Here is an 18,095-nt window from a genome sequence, read left to right as displayed (position 1 = left end):
CTTCAGGCACCGCATTACTCCCCATTTCGAATATACGGAACCCGCAAAACTCCATCATGGACCCTTCCCCTGGCTTGACCCTCGCAACACTATTTGCCGACTTCGGCATGATTCTTTTTGCTCTGATCCTGGTGCTGCTCAACGGCTTTTTCGTTGCGGCCGAATTTGCCATGGTCAAACTGCGCTCGACCCGCGTCGAGGCCATCGCCGATAAAAACGGCTGGCGCGGGCATATCCTGCGCACCGTTCACAGTCAACTCGATGCGTACCTCTCGGCGTGCCAACTGGGTATCACCCTCGCCTCCCTTGGCCTTGGCTGGGTCGGTGAACCGGCGTTCGCGCACATCCTCGAGCCAATGCTTGAAGCGGTTGGCGTGCAGTCGGCCGAAGTGATCAAGGGCGTATCGTTCTTCGCCGCGTTCTTCGTCATTTCGTACCTGCACATCGTGGTCGGCGAGCTGGCCCCGAAATCCTGGGCCATCCGCAAACCGGAGCTGCTGTCGCTGTGGACCGCCGTGCCGCTGTACCTGTTCTACTGGGCCATGTACCCGGCGATCTACCTGCTGAACGCCAGCGCCAACACGATTCTGCGGATCGCGGGCCAGGGTGAGCCCGGCCCGCATCACGAGCACCACTACAGCCGTGAAGAACTGAAACTGATCCTGCACTCCAGCCGTGGCCAGGACCCGAGCGACCAAGGCATGCGCGTATTGGCTTCGGCCGTGGAGATGGGCGAGCTGGAAGTGGTCGACTGGGCCAACTCCCGGGAAGACCTGGTGACGCTGGAGTTCAACGCGCCGCTCAAGGAAATCCTGGCGATGTTCCGCCGCCACAAGTTCAGCCGTTACCCGGTGTACGACAGCGACCGTCAGGAGTTCGTCGGCCTGCTGCACATCAAGGACCTGCTGCTGGAACTGGCGGCCCTGGATCACATTCCCGAGTCGTTCAACCTGGCTGAGCTGACCCGTCCGCTGGAACGCGTGTCGCGGCACCTGCCGCTGTCGCAGCTGCTGGAGCAGTTCCGCAAGGGTGGCTCGCACTTCGCCTTGGTGGAAGAGGCCGATGGCAACATCATTGGCTACCTGACCATGGAAGACGTGCTGGAAGTGCTGGTCGGCGACATTCAGGACGAACACCGCAAGGCCGAGCGCGGGATCCTCGCGTACCAGCCGGGCAAGCTGCTGGTGCGCGGTGATACGCCGCTGTTCAAGGTCGAACGCCTGTTGGGCATCGATCTGGATCACGTCGAAGCCGAAACCCTCGCCGGGCTGGTCTACGAAAGCCTGAAACGGGTGCCGGAAGAGGAAGAAGTGCTGGAAGTCGAAGGTTTGCGGATCATCATCAAGAAGATGAAAGGGCCGAAAATCATTCTGGCCAAGGTGTTGATGCTCGATTAAGTCGTCCCTGACCTAAACCGCGAAGGCGTCAGTACAGGCAGCACATCACTGCTTGCCCAACACAAAGTTGGGCAACACCCCCATCGGTTGTTTGAACTGGTACGGAATTGATACCAGCCCCAATCCCGAATTACGCTGCACCACAAAATGCAGGTGCGGCCCGGTGCTGTTGCCGGTATTGCCCGACAGCGCCAGCGCACTGCCCACCGACACCCGCTGCCCCTCGCTAACACAGACCGAACCTTGCTTGAGATGCAAATACACGCCCATGGTCCCGTCATCGTGCAGCACCCGCACGAAATTGCCCGACGGGTTGGTACCCCGCCCAGTCTGCCCACTCTCGGTTTTCACCACCACCCCGCCACGCGCAGCGATGATCGGCGTGCCTTCAGGCATGGCGATGTCGATCGCGTAGCGACTCTTTGGCCCGATGTGGCTGTAGGCGCCTTCAGCGCCTTGGCTCACGTGAAACGGCCCGCCACGCCAGGGGAACGGGTATCGATAGGCCATGGCCGACCCTGAGGGGTTGCCCAAGGCGTATTTGAACTTCGGGGTATACACGAGCGGCTTTCCGGCCTGAGTCGCGGTAAGCACCGCCACACGAACACTGCTGCGTGCCGGCAATACCTTGTGGATCGATTTACCCGGCGCGCCGCTGACGTTTTTCAACCCGGCGAAGCTCAAGCCGATCTCGACCGGTGCGTACAGGTTATTGCGCACGTAGACGCTGTGCTCGCCGGCCTTCTTGAGGAAAACCAGGTACACCTGACGCTCGAGGTGCTCATCCATGCGATCTCGAAAAACGAACACCTCCGAGCCTTTCGTGGGGCGGTCACTGTAGGAGACCACGCCATTGGCGTCGGTGGACTTGTAGACCGTCACGGCCATCGCCGGCGTGGCGGCCATGAACAGACCACAGAAAAACAGCAGGCGCGCGAGCATGGGCAGGATTCTGTCGAGTAAGGCCTTGAGTGGAGCCTAGCAGCTGCAATGGACCCAAGGAGTCGGCAGATGTTTCAAAAGGAGCGGTTTAGCGGATGCGTGGTGTTTCTGAGGGCCCCATCGCGAGCAAGCTCCCACATTGGAATGCATCTCAAATGTGGGAGCTTGCCTGCTCGCGAAGACTGGCTTTCGGGCGACGAGGATTACGCGCCCGGAATGAAGTGCTTCTGCGCGGTACCACGGGCAATCAGGCGGGAAATGTAGTCGAGTTTCTGCGCGTCCTGATCCACAAAGCGGAAGGTCAGCTGCAACCAGTCGCTATCAGGTTTCGGCTCGTGGGCGACGACCGCGTGCAGGTAACCGTTCAAGCGGGCGACTTCAGCGTTCTCGCCCTGCTCCAGATCGAGCACGGCGCTGTCGAGGATTTGTGGCAGCGTGTCGGTGCGCTTAACCACCAGCAGCGCTTCCTTGATGCTCAAGGCCTTGATCACGCATTGCTGGATGCCGCTCGGCAAGCGCAGCTGGCCTTGGCCACGACCGCTGGCAGGCGCTGCGGCGGTCGCGGTCCGCACGGGTGGGCTGTTGAGCAAACCACGAGACGGTGCGGCGGCCGGCGTCGGTGCGACCACGGCAGGTTTGCCGCCGGTCAAGGCGCTCAAGGTATCGTTGCCGAAAGCCGAGTTCATTTTCGCCGGCGCGCCGCTCATCAGGGCGTCCAGTTTGCCGACCTTGTTCAGCGCCTGCTTGACCTTGGTCAGCAGCTGTTCGTTGGTGAAGGGCTTGCTGACGTAGCCGGAAACGCCGGCCTGAATCGCCTGAACCACGTTCTCCTTGTCGCCCCGGCTGGTGACCATCACGAAAGGCATGGTCTTGAGGTGGTCCTGCTCGCGACACCAGGTCAGCAGTTCCAGGCCGGACATCTCGGGCATTTCCCAATCGCACAGGACCAGGTCGAACGTCTCCTTCGCCAGCATGGCCTGAGCCTTTTTGCCGTTGATGGCATCTTCCGTGCGAATGCCAGGGAAGTAGTTGCGCAGGGCTTTCTTTACCAGGTCACGAATGAACGCTGCATCGTCCACCACCAACACGCTGATCTTGCTCATCCATCACCCCTCGAAAAAATCCCGGCAAGCATACCGTTTTGCTGATGGCACATTGCCAAAAACCTTCAGTCACGCCGGGACTTTTCGTTCGCGGGTGCTGCTAGTAACGTCGAAAACCACACACAAAAACGCCCGGCCAAAGGACCGGGCGTTTTTCTTGGGCAGTCTTACTTATCGTCAGCTTTGCCCGGAACATTAGCGGTTTCGCTGCTGGTTCCTTCAACTTCTTCTTTCATGCGCTTGAGGCCCAGGTGACGCACGTCGGTGCCGCGCACCAGGTAAATCACCAGTTCCGAGATATTGCGTGCATGGTCGCCGATCCGTTCCAGCGAACGCAGCACCCAGATAATGCTCAAGACCCGCGAGATAGAGCGCGGGTCTTCCATCATGTAGGTCGCCAGCTCACGCAGGGCGGTCTTGTATTCGCGGTCGATGATCTTGTCGTATTGCGCCACCGACAACGCCAGGTCGGCGTCGAAACGGGCAAACGCGTCCAGCGCATCACGCACCATGTTGCGCACCTGGTCGCCAATGTGGCGAACTTCGACGTAACCGCGCGGCGCTTCGCCTTCTTCGCACAACTGAATGGCGCGGCGGGCAATCTTGGTCGCTTCGTCACCGATGCGTTCCAGGTCGATCACCGACTTGGAGATGCTGATGATCAGGCGCAAGTCAGACGCCGCAGGCTGACGACGGGCCAGAATGCGCAGGCATTCTTCGTCGATGTTGCGTTCCATCTGGTTGATCTGGTCGTCGATCTCACGAACCTGCTGGGCCAGACCGGAGTCGGCTTCGATCAGCGCGGTCACCGCGTCGTTGACCTGCTTTTCCACCAACCCGCCCATGGCCAGGAGGTGGCTGCGCACTTCCTCCAGTTCGGCGTTGAATTGCGCGGAAATGTGGTGGGTAAGGCCTTCTTTACTAATCATGTTGGCGTCCTTGGAGCGTCCGGTAAGGTGCGGTGGGCCGCAGCGTCAGTTCAGTGAGCAACCACAGGCTTCCTAGCCGTAACGACCGGTGATGTAGTCTTCGGTCTGCTTCTTCGCCGGATTGGTGAACAGGGTGTCGGTGTCGCCGAACTCCACCAGTTTGCCCATGTACATGAACGCCGTGTAGTCGGAAACCCGCGCGGCCTGTTGCATGTTGTGGGTCACGATGACGATGGTGAATTTCGATTTCAGTTCGTAGATCAGCTCTTCGACTTTCAGCGTAGAGATCGGATCGAGCGCCGAGCACGGTTCGTCGAGCAGCAACACTTCCGGTTCCACGGCGATGGTGCGCGCGATGACCAGACGTTGTTGCTGACCACCGGACAGGCCGAGTGCCGATTCGTGCAGACGGTCTTTGACTTCGTCCCACAGTGCCGCGCCTTTCAACGCCCATTCAACGGCTTCGTCGAGGATGCGTTTCTTGTTGATGCCCTGGATGCGCAGGCCATACACCACGTTTTCGTAGATGGTCTTCGGGAACGGGTTCGGCTTCTGGAACACCATGCCCACGCGACGACGCAGTTCGGCCACGTCTTCGCCCTTGCGGTAGATGTTGTTGCCGTAGAGGTTGATCGCGCCTTCGACACGGCAGCCATCCACCAGGTCGTTCATGCGGTTGAAAGTCCGCAGCAACGTGGATTTACCGCAACCGGACGGACCGATGAAGGCGGTGACACGCTGTTTCGGGATGTTCATGCTGACGTCGTACAGCGCTTGTTTCTCGCCGTAGAACAGGCTCAGGCCCGGCACCTCAATGGCCACGGTTTCCTGCTCGAGGCTCAGGCTTTGTTTGTCGCGACCCAGTGCCGACATGTTGATGCCGTGGGTATGTGCTTCGTGCTGCATGGGAGGCTCCCTGTGCTAACAAATTCGGTTCGTTTTTTGTGGGAGCGAGTCTGCTCGCGAAGGGGCCATCACTGGCGCCAAAAGCTTCGCGAGCAGGCTCGCTCCCACCTGGAAATCAGTGCTTCATCCAATCAGCTATCCAGCGCCTTGTATTTCTCGCGCAGGTGGTTCCGGATGTAGACGGCCGACAGGTTGAGCGTGGCGATCACCAGGACCAGCAGCAGTGCCGTGGCGTATACCAGCGGCCGCGCGGCTTCGACGTTCGGGCTCTGGAAGCCGACGTCATAAATATGGAAGCCCAGGTGCATGATCTTCTGGTCAAGGTGCAGGTACGGGTAGTTGCCATCCAGCGGCAGCGACGGTGCCAGTTTCACCACACCCACCAGCATCAGCGGCGCCACTTCACCGGCGGCACGTGCCACGGCGAGGATCATGCCGGTCATCATCGCCGGGCTGGCCATCGGCAGCACGATCTTCCACAAGGTTTCTGCCTTGGTCGCGCCGAGGGCCAACGAGCCTTCACGCACGGTGCGAGGAATCCGCGCCAGACCTTCTTCGGTGGCCACGATCACCACCGGCACGGCCAGCAGTGCCAGGGTCAGCGAGGCCCAGAGCAGGCCCGGCGTACCGAAGGTCGGCGCCGGCAGCGCTTCAGGGAAGAACAACCGGTCAACCGAGCCGCCGAGTACATAGACGAAGAAACCGAGGCCGAATACGCCGTAAACAATGGCAGGTACACCGGCCAGGTTGTTCACCGCGATCCGGATAATTCGGGTCAGCGTGTTCTGCTTGGCATATTCCCGCAGGTAAACCGCCGCCAACACGCCGAATGGCGTCACGATCATCGCCATGATCAACGTCATCATCACGGTGCCGAAAATCGCCGGGAAGATCCCGCCTTCGGTGTTCGCTTCACGCGGGTCATCGGACAGGAATTCCCAGACCTTGCTGAAGTAGAAGCCGACCTTGGTCAGCGTGCCCATGGCGTTCGGCTGGTAAGCATGAACCACTTTGCCGATGCTGATTTCGATCTCTTTGCCGTTCGCATCGCGGGCCGTAAGGCTGTCACGGTTGAACTGGGCGTGCAGGTCATTCAGACGGGCTTCGATGTCTTGATAACGTGCGTTCAGTTCGGCGCGCTCGGCGTCCATGTCCGCTTGCGCGGCGGCGTCGAGCTTGCCGGCCAGTTCCAGTTTGCGACCGTGCAAACGAATGCGTTCCAGACCGGCGTTGATCGCACCGATGTCGGTCTTTTCCAGGCTCTTGAGCTGTGCCGCGAGCTTGTTCACGCGATCGACACGGGCTTGCAGTTCAGGCCAGGCCGCTTCGCCTTCAGCGATGACTTTGCCGTCCTGTTTGACGTTGACCAGGTAACCGTAGAAATTGCCCCACTCGCGACGCTCGATGGTCATCAGCTCAGGCGGGGTGTTCTGGTTGGTCAGCCATTCGCCGACGATCCAGGTGAAGTCGTTGCCGTTCAAGTCACGGTTGCCGACCTTGATCAGCTCGCGGGTCATGAATTCCGGGCCCTGATCGGGCACCGGCAGGCCAGCGCTTTTCAGGCGCTCGCGCGGCACTTCTTCTTTTTGTACCACTTCACCGATGACCAGGTGATTGGCCTGGCCCGGCACGTCGTAGCTGGCGTGAATCAAATCCGCCGGCCAGAAGTGACCCAGACCGCGCACGGCAATCACCGCCAGCAGGCCAATGGTCATGATGACCGCGATGGACACCGCGCCACCGCTGATCCAGACGCCCGGGGCGCCGCTCTTGAACCATCCGTTCAGGGAGTTCTGTTTCACAGACTTCTACCTTTCTTAAAGCGACGAGTATTTCTTGCGCAGACGCTGACGAATCAGTTCTGCGAGGGTGTTCATGACGAAGGTGAACAACAGCAGCACCAGCGCCGAGAGGAACAGCACGCGGTAGTGGCTGCCGCCGACTTCCGATTCGGGCATTTCCACTGCGACGTTGGCGGCCAGGGTGCGCAGGCCTTCGAACAGGTTCATTTCCATGACCGGGGTGTTACCGGTGGCCATCAACACGATCATGGTTTCACCGACCGCACGGCCCATGCCGATCATCAGTGCCGAGAAGATGCCCGGGCTGGCAGTGAGGATCACCACGCGGGTCATGGTCTGCCACGGCGTAGCGCCGAGGGCCAGGGAACCGAGGGTCAAGCCACGAGGCACGCTGAACACGGCGTCTTCGGCGATGGAGTAGATGTTCGGGATCACCGCGAAGCCCATGGCCAGACCGACGACCAGTGCGTTGCGCTGGTCGTAGGTGATGCCCAGGTCGTGGGAGATCCACATGCGCATGTCGCCGCCGAAGAACCAGGTTTCCATGTACGGGCTCATGTACAGCGAGAGCCAGCCCACAAACAGGATCACCGGGATCAGGATCGCGCTTTCCCAGCCGTCCGGCACTTTCAGGCGGATCGATTCAGGCAGGCGGCTGAAGGTGAAACCCGCCACCAGAATGCCGATCGGCAGGAGCATCAGCAGGCTGAAGATGCCCGGCAAATGCCCTTCGACATACGGTGCGAGGAACAGGCCGGCGAAGAAACCGAGGATCACCGTCGGCATTGCTTCCATCAGTTCGATGACCGGCTTGACCTTGCGGCGCAAGCTTGGGGCCATGAAGTAGGCGGTGTAGATCGCCGCAGCGACAGCCAGCGGTGCAGCCAGCAACATGGCGTAGAACGCAGCCTTCAAGGTACCGAAGGTCAGCGGAGACAAACTCATCTTCGGTTCGAAGTCGGTGTTGGCGGCGGTCGATTGCCAGACGTATTTCGGTTCGTCGTAGTTCTCGTACCAGACCTTGCTCCACAGCGCGCTCCACGAGACTTCCGGGTGCGGGTTGTCCAGCAGCAGCGGCTGAATCTTGCCGTCCGCTTCGACGATGATGCGGTTGGCGCGTGGCGACAGACCGAACAGGCCTTGGCCTTCGACGACCTGATCCACCAGCAAGGTGCGGTGAGCGGTGCTGTGGAACACGCCAAGCTTGCCGGAGGCGTCGAGGGCAACGAAGCCCTTGCGACGTTCTTCGGCGGTGATTTCAACAATCGGCGTGGTGCCCATCTGGAAGGTGCGGATCTGCTTCAGGCGTTGTTCGCCATCCGGGTCGCGAGCCATGAACCATTGGGCCAGGCCGCCTTTGGAGTCGCCGAGAATCAGCGAGATGCCGCCCACCAGTTGCGTACTGGCAGTGATTTGCGCTTCGCCGTCTTCAAGCAGTTTGTAGCGGCCGTTGAGACTCTTGTCGCGAAGGCTGAACACGTCGGCCTGGGCACGACCGTTGATCACGTACAACCACTGCTGACGCGGGTCGACGAAGATGTTCTTCACCGGTTCGGTCATTTGCGGCAGATCGATACGCTTCTGCTCGTTGGTGACTTCGCCGGTCATCATGTTTTCTTCACTGGTCAGCGACAAAACATTGAGTTGCGAACCGGTAGAGCCAACCAGCATCAGGGTCGAATCGGTGGCGTTAAGGCTGACGTGCTCCAGCGCGCCGCCGGATTCGTTGACCGCAATTGGTGTTTCGCCGTACGGGTATTCGATGGCTGGCGAGATGGTTTTCTTGCCATCCGGGTAGCTGACTTTATAGGTGTGACGGAACACCAGCGCCTGACCGTTGGACAGGCCCACAGCCACCAAAGGGTGACCGGGTTGATCTTTACCAATGGAGGTCACGTTGACGCCGGCCGGAAGCGGCAGATCGACGCGCTTGAGCTCAGCGCCACTGTCGATATCAAAGAACAGCGCCTGGCCCTTGTCGGAAACCCGCATGGCGACCTGGTTCTGTTCTTCGAGGGAAATCAGTAACGGGTTGCCGGCGTCTTGCATCCAGGCGGGCGTGATGGCGTCTTTGGCAGTCAGGTCTGCGCCCTGGAACAGGGGCATGACGACGTAGCCAAGGAAAAAGAAAATCAGCGTGATTGCGCCAAGGACAGCGAGGCCGCCAACAAGGACGTACCAACGGGTCAGGCGATCTTTGAGCGCGCGAATGCGGCGCTTGCGTTGCAACTCAGGCGTATTGAAATCAATTCGCTTGGGGGGATTCGTAGTCATGGTGGAATTGGCCAGATCATTCATGCGCACACCCTAGCGGTCCTGTATGACAGAAAGATGACAATGCAGTGACGCAGCAAGTCCGCCGCCAGCGGGAACTGGCAGCGGACCGGAAATTTGGGAGTGTGGGAGCAAGAACCTTGGCTTGCCGGGAGACCGGGTGACGGCCATCGCGGGCAAGCCACGCTCCCACAGGATCCGAGGTTAACCTCGAATCAATTTGTTACTTTTTTGCGACTTCAGCGCCGCCTTCCGCCAGACCCAGGTCAGCCAATGCTTTGGCTGCGACTTTGGCTGGCAGTGGGATGTAGCCGTCTTTCACTACAACTTCCTGGCCCTGTTTGGACAGAACCAGTTTCACGAACTCGGCTTCCAGCGGGGCCAGAGGCTTGTTCGGGGCTTTGTTGACGTAAACGTAGAGGAAACGCGACAGCGGGTATTTGCCGTTCAATGCGTTTTCTTCGGTGTCTTCGATGAAGTCAGTGCTGCCTTTTTTGGCCAGGGCCACAGTCTTCACGGAAGCGGTTTTGTAGCCGATGCCCGAGTAACCGATGCCGTTCAGCGAGGAGCTGATCGATTGCACGACCGAAGCCGAACCGGGTTGTTCGTTGACGTTTGGCTTGTAGTCGCCTTTGCACAGGGCTTCTTCTTTGAAGTAGCCGTAGGTGCCGGATACCGAGTTACGACCGAACAGTTGAACCGGCTTGTTGGCCAGGTCGCCAGTCACACCCAGGTCGCCCCAGGTTTTGACGTCGGTTTTAGCGCCGCACAGACGAGTGGACGAGAAGATCGCGTCGACTTGTTCCATGGTCAGGTGCTGGATCGGGTTGTCTTTGTGAACGAAGACAGCCAGGGCGTCCACGGCAACCGGGATAGCGGTTGGCTTGTAGCCGTACTTCTGCTCGAAGGCCGCCAGTTCGGTGTCCTTCATCTTGCGGCTCATCGGGCCCAGGTTAGAGGTGCCTTCAGTCAGCGCAGGTGGCGCGGTGGCGGAGCCAGCAGCCTGAATCTGGATGTTGACGTTCGGGTATTCTTTTTTGTAGTTCTCAGCCCAGAGGGTCATGAGGTTGGCCAGGGTATCGGAGCCGACGCTGGACAGGTTGCCCGACACACCAGTGGTCTTGGTGTAGCTCGGGATAGCAGGGTCAACAGCGGCGAACGCGTTGGCAGTCGCAACGCCAGCAGCGACAAAAGTCATTGCCGCCATCAAACGCTTCAGTTTCATGCCTTACTCCTAGCAGATAGGGTGTGTTAAGTCGGGGCCAAGTATCAGCAGGCCGTGTGAACACTCTATGGCTGAAATATGACAATTGGATGAAAGGCCAGCATTCGAGCATCGTAGATATCCAGTCTTGCATTGCAGGTTGACAAATCACAATTAGGATATAGCCTTGTCAACCACAAGAGGAACCCATGATTAACGACCGAATCCGCCGCGCTCGCTTACAGCGGGGCATGTCTCTAGAAGCTTTAGCGCTCAAGCTTGGCGATATCACCAAGCAAGGCCTCAGCAAATACGAGAAAGGGGCAGCCACTCCAAACTCCGCACGCCTGTTACAAATGGCAAAAGTATTGGAGGTCAGTCCAGAGTACTTTTTCCGGGCCGAGGCTGTGCCGCTTGCACCGTTAGAGTTTCGCAAACTGGCGAAAATGCCGAAGTACCGCCAGGTTCAAGTCGAAGAACAGATTCGTGAGCATCTCGAGCGCTACATCGCTCTGGAAGACTTTTTCGACCCGGCGGACATCCAGACTCCGGCCACCCCAGCGCAAATGCTGCCGGTCTCCTCTATAGAGGAAGCTGAACGCGCGGCCGAGCAACTGCGTGATTTCTGGAAGATAGGCAGTGATCCCATCTCCAACCTAACCGAGCAACTGGAAGAGCACAGCATCAAGGTAGCAATGCTCATGGGGCCAGATGACTTTGATGGGGCCTGCGCCGCAACCGGTGACGGTCGTCATGTCTTGATCGCACTCAACTCGGAGCGCCCCGGCGAACGCATTCGCTTCACCGCTGCCCATGAGTTGGGTCATTGGGTCATGCAGTTACCCGCAGAAATGCCCGAAAGAGAAAAGGAAAGCTGCTGCCATCGTTTCGCGGGGGCCTTCCTCTATCCGGCCAAAGGTGTCACCAGTGACTTTGGTAACCACCCTCGCTCCAGGGTTCATCCCCGGGAACTGCTCATCGCCAAGCGCCAATACGGAATTTCGATGCACGCAGCACTGCGACGTCTCAAGGATTTAAATCTTCTCAGCGACGGCGGTTACAAATCCCTCACCATTCAATTCAGCTCGAACGGTTGGCGCAAGGCCGAACCAGAGCCATTGCCGTGCAAACCACCACAACGTTTTGAGTCGTTGGTGTTTTGGGGATTGGCCGAAGGATTGATCACCAAATCCCGTGCAGCTGAACTTCTACGCAAACCAGTGAGCGCTTTAGACCCCAATTTCCTGGGCTCACTGGAGAGTGCATGACACTGATCTACATCAGCGATACGAATATCTGGATCGATTTCAGGAATGCAGGGCTGCTGGAACAGATGTTCAGCCTGCCGTTCACGCTTTGCTGCACCGATTTCGTACTGCATGAGCTCGAAGATTTTTCGCATGACGAATTGCGTGCCCACGGGTTAATCGTCGAATCATTCGAGGGGCCGGAAGTGGCTCGGCTGTACGGTCTCAAAGTCGAACATAACAACAGTTCTCTGGCAGACGTTTCCTGCTACCTACTTGCTCAGCAAACAGGTCGACCGCTATTGACGGGTGACGGCAAACTTAGAAAGCAGGCACAAAAGGATGGGCTACAAGTACACGGTGCACTCTGGCTGCTGGACCTGATGGTTGGCCATCAGGTTGTTGGATTGCAGCAGGCTGCAGATGCTTTAGAGGACATGGTCATGCGTGGAGCACGATTGCCGTCAGGCGAATGTGAGGCAAGGCTTTCGCGCTGGCGAAAGCCTTAATGGAGACGGTTAACGCCCCTTCCTCCAAAGATACCCACCCACCAAAATCCCGACCCCGCAAATGATCGCCACATAGTAAGCGGGCCCCATCGGGCTTTCCTTCAGCAGCAACGTCACCACCATCGGCGTCAAACCACCGAAAATCGCATAGGCCAGGTTGTACGAGAACGACAACCCGCTAAACCGCACCACCGCCGGGAAGGCTTTGACCATCACATACGGCACCGCGCCGATGGTGCCTACCAGCAAACCGGTCAAGGCGTACATCGGGAACAGCCAGTCCGGGTGATTGAACAGGCTGTGATAGAACGTCCACGAGCTGATCAGCAACGCAGCGCTGCCAAAGACAAACACACGCCCGGCACCCAAACGATCCGCCAGCGCACCGGAAGCCACACACCCCAGGCTCAGGAACACAATCGCCAGGCTGTTGGCCTGCAACGCCGTGGTCGGCGAGAAGTGGTAAACGGTCTGCAACACGGTCGGGGTCATCAGGATGATCACGATGATGCCGGCGGACAGCAGCCAGGTCAGCAGCATGGAAATCAGGATCGCGCCGCGATGGTCGCGCAGCACCGCGCGCAGCGGCACTTCTTCGGCCAGGGCCTTTCGCAGTTGCAGTTCGGCGAACACCGGGGTTTCGTGCAGCCAGCGGCGCAGGTACACCGAGAACAGACCGAACACGCCACCAAGCAGGAACGGGATCCGCCAAGCGTAATCCGCGACTTCCACGGGGGTGTAAAGGCTGTTGATCGCCGTGGCCACCAACGATCCCAACAGAATGCCCGCCGTCAGACCGCTGGTCAGGGTGCCGCAGGCGTAACCGATATGCCGCTGCGGCACGTGTTCGGAAACGAAGACCCATGCACCCGGCACTTCACCGCCAATCGCCGCGCCTTGAATCACCCGCATCAACAGCAGCAGGATCGGTGCCCACATGCCAATCTGCGCGTAAGTCGGCAGCAAACCCATGATCAGGGTCGGCACCGCCATCATGAAGATGCTCAGGGTGAACATCTTCTTGCGCCCCAGCAGGTCGCCGAAGTGCGCCATGACGATCCCGCCCAATGGTCGCGCCAGGTAGCCGGCGGCGAAGATGCCGAACGTCTGCATAAGACGCAGCCACTCGGGCATGTCCGCCGGGAAGAACAGTTTGCCCACCACCGTGGCGAAGAACACGAAGATGATGAAGTCATAGAACTCCAGCGCACCGCCCAGGGCAGACAGCGATAAAGTCTTGTAGTCGTTGCGAGTCAACGGACGTGCGGGTTGAGTCGGCTGCGCGATGCTCGAGGGCGCTGTGGTCATGGCAAGGGCTTCTCTTATAGTCGAATCTGCAACCTCAACAACGCTGGCGGAGGCTTGGGCAGGTCCGGCACGATAACAAATTGTTCGAAAAAGCACATAGAGGTGCGTTTTTGACGGTCAAAATGAGAACCCGGCGGTCGTCTCGAAGTCTACTGACCGATATACTCGGGATCTTGCAACAATTTGAAAGGGTTGCTGTGCGAAGACGCTGCTGGCTCTACCAGTCGATTTCGCAGAGTTTCCCTTTAGGCGCCTTAGAAAAACGTGACGAACGCAGTATGTTCGGGGCTGAATCGTTTTTCTTGAAAGCGGCTATTCACCTGAAGTACCAACGAAGAGTCACGGGTCAGAGGCACCCCCGGCATGATAGAGCTCGAACAAGAAGATCCAATCCCGCAAGGCGACCTGGCCCTGCAAATCACCGCGCTCCCTCGCGAAACCAACGGCTTCGGCGACATTTTCGGCGGCTGGCTGGTAGCGCAGATGGATTTGGCCGGCACTGCCATGGCCAGCAAAGTCGCCGGCGGGCGCGTCGCCACCGTTGCGATTGATCGCATGGCGTTCCTGGTTCCCGTGGCGGTGGGCGCCCAGCTCTCCTTTTATACCCAGGCCCTGGAAATCGGCCGCAGCTCGATCAAGATGATGGTCGAGGTCTGGAGCGACGATCCGCTGTCCAGCGAGTGGCGTAAAGTGACTGAAGCGGTGTTTGTGTTCGTCGCCATTGACGGCAGCGGCCGTACTCGCTCGGTTCCGCCCCGCGCACGTTAAACGCTGCGGCGGTTTTGCGGTCCATTGCAGTCATTGTTCCCGATCGAGAGTTGTCCCATGAACACGCCCAACGTTGAAGCCGTGAAACTGGATGAACTGAACTGCTGGCGCATCCGCCACGGTCAGGCCGAATTGCTGGTTGCCCAGCAAGGCGCGCACATCCTCAGTTATCAATTGGCCGGCCAACCCCCGTTGATCTGGCTCAACGATGAGGCCGTGTTCAAGACTGGCAAAAACATCCGCGCCGGCGTGCCGGTGTGCTGGCCGTGGTTCGGCAACTTTGCACGCAACCCGCCGAGCGTTCAGGCGATGCGCGTCAGCCATGAAGCGCCGAGCGCCCATGGTTTTGTCCGGGCGATGGATTGGGAGTTGGACGGTATCGAGGCCGAAGGCGAAAGCCTCAAGGTGGAATTTGTCCTGCCCTACCCTGAGGGTGGCTTTGCGGAGTGGCCTCACAAGGTGGGTTTGAAGTTGAGCATCCGCCTGGATGAGCAACTGCACATCAGCCTGACCAGCCATAACCAGGGCAGTGACACCGTCACCCTCAGCCAGGCGCTGCACAGCTATTTCGCGGTCAGCGATGTGCGCAACGTGCACGTTGAAGGACTGGACGGCTTGAGCTACATCGAGACGCTGGATGACTGGAAAACTGTCACTCAGACAGGTGATCTGCGTTTTACCGGCGAGACCGATCGCATTTACCTCGATCCCCCGACGACGCTGAGCATCGTCGATCCGGCGTGGGAGCGACGCATCGAGTTGACCAGCAGCGGGTCGCGCGCTGCGGTGATCTGGAACCCGTGGATCGAGCGGGCGGCGGCGTTCAGCGACATGGCTGACGATGGCTGGCAGCGCATGCTGTGCATCGAGACGGCGAATGTGATGGGGGATGTGGTGACATTGGCGCCGGGTGCCAGCCATACCCTGGGCGTGAGCATCGCCAGCAAATCTCTCTAAGCAACACCCCAGAACAAGTGTGGGAGCGGGCTTGCTCGCGAATGCGGTGTGTCAGGTGACATTAATATCAACTGACACTCCCTCTTCGCGAGCAAGCCCGCTCCCACATTTTGATCACCTACAGATCTGATTCCTTCACCACTCGCACCTTCGCCGCATCCAGCGCATACGCCGCATCAGCCAGGTCGTTGTTGACCTTCTCGATTTTCAACGTGCCGGTTACCCAGAGCGGCGTGTATATGTCATCCAGCTTCAACCCCTTCGGATAACGCACCAGCACCAACTGGTTAGGCGGCGGTGGCGGCACGTGGATGCAGGCGCCCGGATACGGTACGAGGAAGAACAGTGTGCTGCGACCCTTGGCGTCGGACTCAAGCGGCACAGGGTAACCACCGATACGGATGTTCTTGTCGTTCATCGACGGCACGGTCTTGGTCGAATACATCACCGCCGGCAAGCCCTTGCTTTGCTTCATGCCACCCTTGGCGGTAAAAGTGCCATCGCCTTCGGGGGAGTTGTGGTCGATTTCAGGCATGGCTTCTAGGGCTTTCTGATCCGACTTGGGCATCAATTCCAGCCAGTCGGTTTCCGGCAGTTCGCCAGCATGGGCCAAACCACTGCCCAGAAAAAGGAGAGTCAACAGAAGACGGCGCATTGAGGTGCTCGGTAAAGGAAGGGCGATAAGTTGCCGAGCATTCTAGCCCCCTCTGCGTGCGACGCAGAGGGGGCTTTGTCACTTTGGATCAGTTCTTTTTGATCAAGCCGTAGATCACCAGCAACACCACGGCGCCGACCAGCGCACCGATGAAGCCTGCGCCTTGACCGGCCTGGTAAATGCCCAGAGCCTGGCCGCCGTAAGTGGCCGCCAGCGAACCGCCGATACCGAGCAGGATGGTCATGATCCAGCCCATGCTGTCATCGCCCGGTTTCAGGAACCGGGCCAGCAGGCCGACGATCAAGCCGATAAAGATGGTTCCGATAATTCCCATGGCATTTCCCTCTGATTTGGTAGATATGCCAAAGCCTAGTCAGACTTTCGCATCCTGCCATGAGAGAACGGCGGCCCGTGAATGGTTCCGCCGCTGCCACATGAAACTATTTATTCGGCGATGAGCGCTTCGACCTTGAGGATCTGTGCTGCCAGCGTCTCGCGGTCCGCACAGCGCAGGTTGGCGTGACCGACCTTGCGACCAGTCTTGAACGCCTTGCCGTAATGGTGCAGATGGCAATCGGCAATCGCGATCACTTTCTCAACCGGCGGTACAACGCCGATGAAGTTGAGCATCGCGCTCTCACCGATTTTGGCCGTCGAACCCAGCGGCAGACCGGCAATGGCGCGCAGGTGGTTTTCGAACTGACTGCACTCGGCGCCTTCGGTGGTCCAGTGCCCGGAGTTGTGCACGCGCGGGGCGATTTCGTTGGCCTTGAGACCACCGTCGACTTCAAAGAATTCGAACGCCATCACGCCGACATAATCCAGCTGCTTGAGCACGCGACTGGAATAGTCTTGCGCCAAAGCTTGCAGCGGGTGATCGGTGCTGGCCACGGACAGCTTGAGGATGCCGCTGTCGTGAGTGTTGTGAACCAGTGGATAGAAGCGGGTTTCGCCATCGCGGGCACGCACGGCGATCAGCGACACTTCACCGGTGAACGGCACGAAGCCTTCCAGCAGGCAGGCAACGCTGCCCAACTCGGCGAAGGTGCCAACCACGTCTTCAGGCTTGCGCAGGACTTTCTGGCCCTTGCCGTCGTAACCCAGGGTGCGGGTTTTCAGCACGGCCGGCAGTCCGATGGAAACCACGGCGGCGTCCAGATCGGCTTGCGACTGAATGTCGGCGAACGCGGGGGTCGGAATCCCCAGGTCCTTGAACATGCTCTTCTCGAACCAGCGATCACGGGCGATACGCAGGGCTTCGGCGCTCGGGTAGACCGGCACGAATTGCGAGAGGAACGCCACGGTTTCCGCCGGAACGCTTTCGAACTCGAAGGTCACCAGATCGACTTCATCGGCGAGCTGACGCAGATGATCCTGATCGCCGTAATCGGCCCGCAGGTGTTCCCCCAACGCGGCTGCGCAAGCATCCGGCGCGGGGTCCAGGAAAGCGAAGTTCATACCCAGCGGGGTGCCCGCCAGCGCCAACATGCGACCCAACTGGCCGCCACCGATTACACCGATCTTCATCGTCAACAACCTCAGGCGATGCGTGGGTCTGGATTTTCCAGGACGCTGTCTGTCTGCTCAGCACGGAAAGTCTTCAGCACTTCGTGGAACTGCGGGTGCTTGGCGCCCAGGATGCTCGCCGACAGCAGCGCGGCGTTGATCGCGCCAGCCTTGCCGATGGCCAGGGTCGCAACCGGGATGCCGGCCGGCATCTGCACGATGGAGAGCAGCGAATCGACGCCGGACAGCATCGCCGACTGCACCGGCACGCCCAGCACCGGCAGGTGGGTCTTGGCCGCACACATGCCTGGCAAGTGGGCTGCGCCCCCGGCACCGGCGATAATCACCTCGATACCACGGGCCTCAGCCTCTTCGGCGTACTGGAACAGCAGGTCCGGGGTGCGGTGGGCAGAGACCACTTTCACCTCGTAAGGGATGCCGAGCTTTTCCAGCATATCGGCGGTGTGGCTAAGGGTGGACCAATCGGACTTGGAGCCCATGATCACGCCAACCAGTGCACTCATCGTCGTGCCTCTTCTCTCTGGGCGCCAGACGGCGCGTCAAAAAACAACAAGCCACGCAGGATGC

17 protein-coding genes are annotated in these 18,095 nt (G+C 59.3%); 5 read left to right on the top strand and 12 right to left on the bottom strand.

Translation table 11 applies throughout. The features are described 5' to 3' along the window. Nucleotides 1–56: 56 nt before the first annotated feature. The gene (locus tag NL116_RS00600; protein WP_494375587.1) at nucleotides 57–1,397 is read left to right on the top strand and encodes a hemolysin family protein; all 1,341 of its coding nucleotides are present in this window, start codon (nucleotides 57–59) and stop codon (nucleotides 1,395–1,397) included. 45 nt (nucleotides 1,398–1,442) lie between these two features. On the opposite strand, the gene NL116_RS00595 is transcribed toward NL116_RS00600, so the two are convergent. The 7 genes from NL116_RS00595 to NL116_RS00565 form a co-directional block, all read right to left on the bottom strand. Continuing rightward, complete coding sequence (locus NL116_RS00595; protein WP_494375586.1) at nucleotides 1,443–2,339, bottom strand: peptidoglycan DD-metalloendopeptidase family protein; 897 nt, start codon at nucleotides 2,337–2,339, stop codon at nucleotides 1,443–1,445. A gap of 203 nt (nucleotides 2,340–2,542) precedes the next feature. Next, a complete protein-coding gene (locus NL116_RS00590) occupies nucleotides 2,543–3,442 on the bottom strand; it encodes a response regulator (RefSeq protein WP_140664926.1) in 900 nt (299 codons plus the stop codon). 167 nt (nucleotides 3,443–3,609) lie between these two features. Beyond that, a complete protein-coding gene (gene phoU, locus NL116_RS00585) occupies nucleotides 3,610–4,371 on the bottom strand; it encodes a phosphate signaling complex protein PhoU (RefSeq protein ID WP_123433154.1) in 762 nt (253 codons plus the stop codon). 72 nt (nucleotides 4,372–4,443) lie between these two features. Continuing rightward, entirely contained in the window at nucleotides 4,444–5,277 is an 834-nt protein-coding gene (pstB, locus tag NL116_RS00580) for a phosphate ABC transporter ATP-binding protein PstB (RefSeq protein WP_007934504.1), read from the bottom strand. Between the two features lie 131 nt (nucleotides 5,278–5,408). Beyond that, nucleotides 5,409–7,079: a phosphate ABC transporter permease PstA gene (gene pstA / locus NL116_RS00575; RefSeq protein WP_494375585.1), complete on the bottom strand. Its 1,671-nt coding sequence runs from the start codon at nucleotides 7,077–7,079 to the stop codon at nucleotides 5,409–5,411. A 15-nt stretch (nucleotides 7,080–7,094) separates the two neighbouring features. Beyond that, nucleotides 7,095–9,377 (bottom strand): ABC transporter permease subunit, encoded by a 2,283-nt coding sequence (locus NL116_RS00570; RefSeq protein ID WP_494375584.1) that lies wholly within the window; start codon nucleotides 9,375–9,377, stop codon nucleotides 7,095–7,097. 199 nt (nucleotides 9,378–9,576) lie between these two features. Next, a complete protein-coding gene (locus NL116_RS00565; RefSeq protein ID WP_477795543.1) occupies nucleotides 9,577–10,578 on the bottom strand; it encodes a phosphate ABC transporter substrate-binding protein PstS in 1,002 nt (333 codons plus the stop codon). A gap of 188 nt (nucleotides 10,579–10,766) precedes the next feature. Between NL116_RS00565 and NL116_RS00560 the strand changes: the two genes are divergently transcribed. Beyond that, entirely contained in the window at nucleotides 10,767–11,825 is a 1,059-nt protein-coding gene (locus NL116_RS00560) for a helix-turn-helix domain-containing protein (protein WP_494375583.1), read from the top strand. Beyond that, complete coding sequence (locus NL116_RS00555) at nucleotides 11,822–12,313, top strand: PIN domain-containing protein (protein WP_494375582.1); 492 nt, start codon at nucleotides 11,822–11,824, stop codon at nucleotides 12,311–12,313. Before NL116_RS00560 ends, NL116_RS00555 begins: the two co-directional genes overlap by 4 nt. Nucleotides 12,314–12,322: 9 nt before the next feature. Here the strand turns inward: NL116_RS00555 and NL116_RS00550 are convergent, their stop codons facing one another. Beyond that, nucleotides 12,323–13,621 carry an MFS transporter gene (locus tag NL116_RS00550; protein WP_494375581.1) on the bottom strand — a complete coding sequence of 433 codons (1,299 nt, stop codon included), beginning with the start codon at nucleotides 13,619–13,621 and terminating at the stop codon, nucleotides 12,323–12,325. Between the two features lie 363 nt (nucleotides 13,622–13,984). On the opposite strand from NL116_RS00550, the gene NL116_RS00545 reads away from it, so the two are divergent. Both NL116_RS00545 and NL116_RS00540 read left to right on the top strand, forming a co-directional pair. Next, nucleotides 13,985–14,389: an acyl-CoA thioesterase gene (locus tag NL116_RS00545; protein WP_007942704.1), complete on the top strand. Its 405-nt coding sequence runs from the start codon at nucleotides 13,985–13,987 to the stop codon at nucleotides 14,387–14,389. A gap of 57 nt (nucleotides 14,390–14,446) precedes the next feature. Further along, a complete protein-coding gene (locus tag NL116_RS00540) occupies nucleotides 14,447–15,346 on the top strand; it encodes a D-hexose-6-phosphate mutarotase (RefSeq protein ID WP_494375580.1) in 900 nt (299 codons plus the stop codon). A gap of 118 nt (nucleotides 15,347–15,464) precedes the next feature. On the opposite strand, the gene NL116_RS00535 is transcribed toward NL116_RS00540, so the two are convergent. The 4 genes from NL116_RS00535 to purE form a co-directional block, all read right to left on the bottom strand. Further along, nucleotides 15,465–16,001 carry a DUF3299 domain-containing protein gene (locus tag NL116_RS00535; RefSeq protein ID WP_059181930.1) on the bottom strand — a complete coding sequence of 179 codons (537 nt, stop codon included), beginning with the start codon at nucleotides 15,999–16,001 and terminating at the stop codon, nucleotides 15,465–15,467. 88 nt (nucleotides 16,002–16,089) lie between these two features. After that, complete coding sequence (locus NL116_RS00530) at nucleotides 16,090–16,335, bottom strand: GlsB/YeaQ/YmgE family stress response membrane protein (protein WP_008030708.1); 246 nt, start codon at nucleotides 16,333–16,335, stop codon at nucleotides 16,090–16,092. Between the two features lie 110 nt (nucleotides 16,336–16,445). Beyond that, entirely contained in the window at nucleotides 16,446–17,528 is a 1,083-nt protein-coding gene (locus NL116_RS00525) for a 5-(carboxyamino)imidazole ribonucleotide synthase (RefSeq protein ID WP_494375579.1), read from the bottom strand. Between the two features lie 11 nt (nucleotides 17,529–17,539). Further along, nucleotides 17,540–18,031, bottom strand: coding sequence for a 5-(carboxyamino)imidazole ribonucleotide mutase (purE, locus tag NL116_RS00520; RefSeq protein WP_034149342.1), 492 nt, complete (start codon nucleotides 18,029–18,031; stop codon nucleotides 17,540–17,542). Between the last annotated feature and the right edge of the window lie 64 nt (nucleotides 18,032–18,095).

It is taken from the genome of Pseudomonas sp. FBCC-B1667 (assembly GCF_059133255.1).
This window is presented reverse-complemented; position numbering and strand designations above follow the sequence as displayed.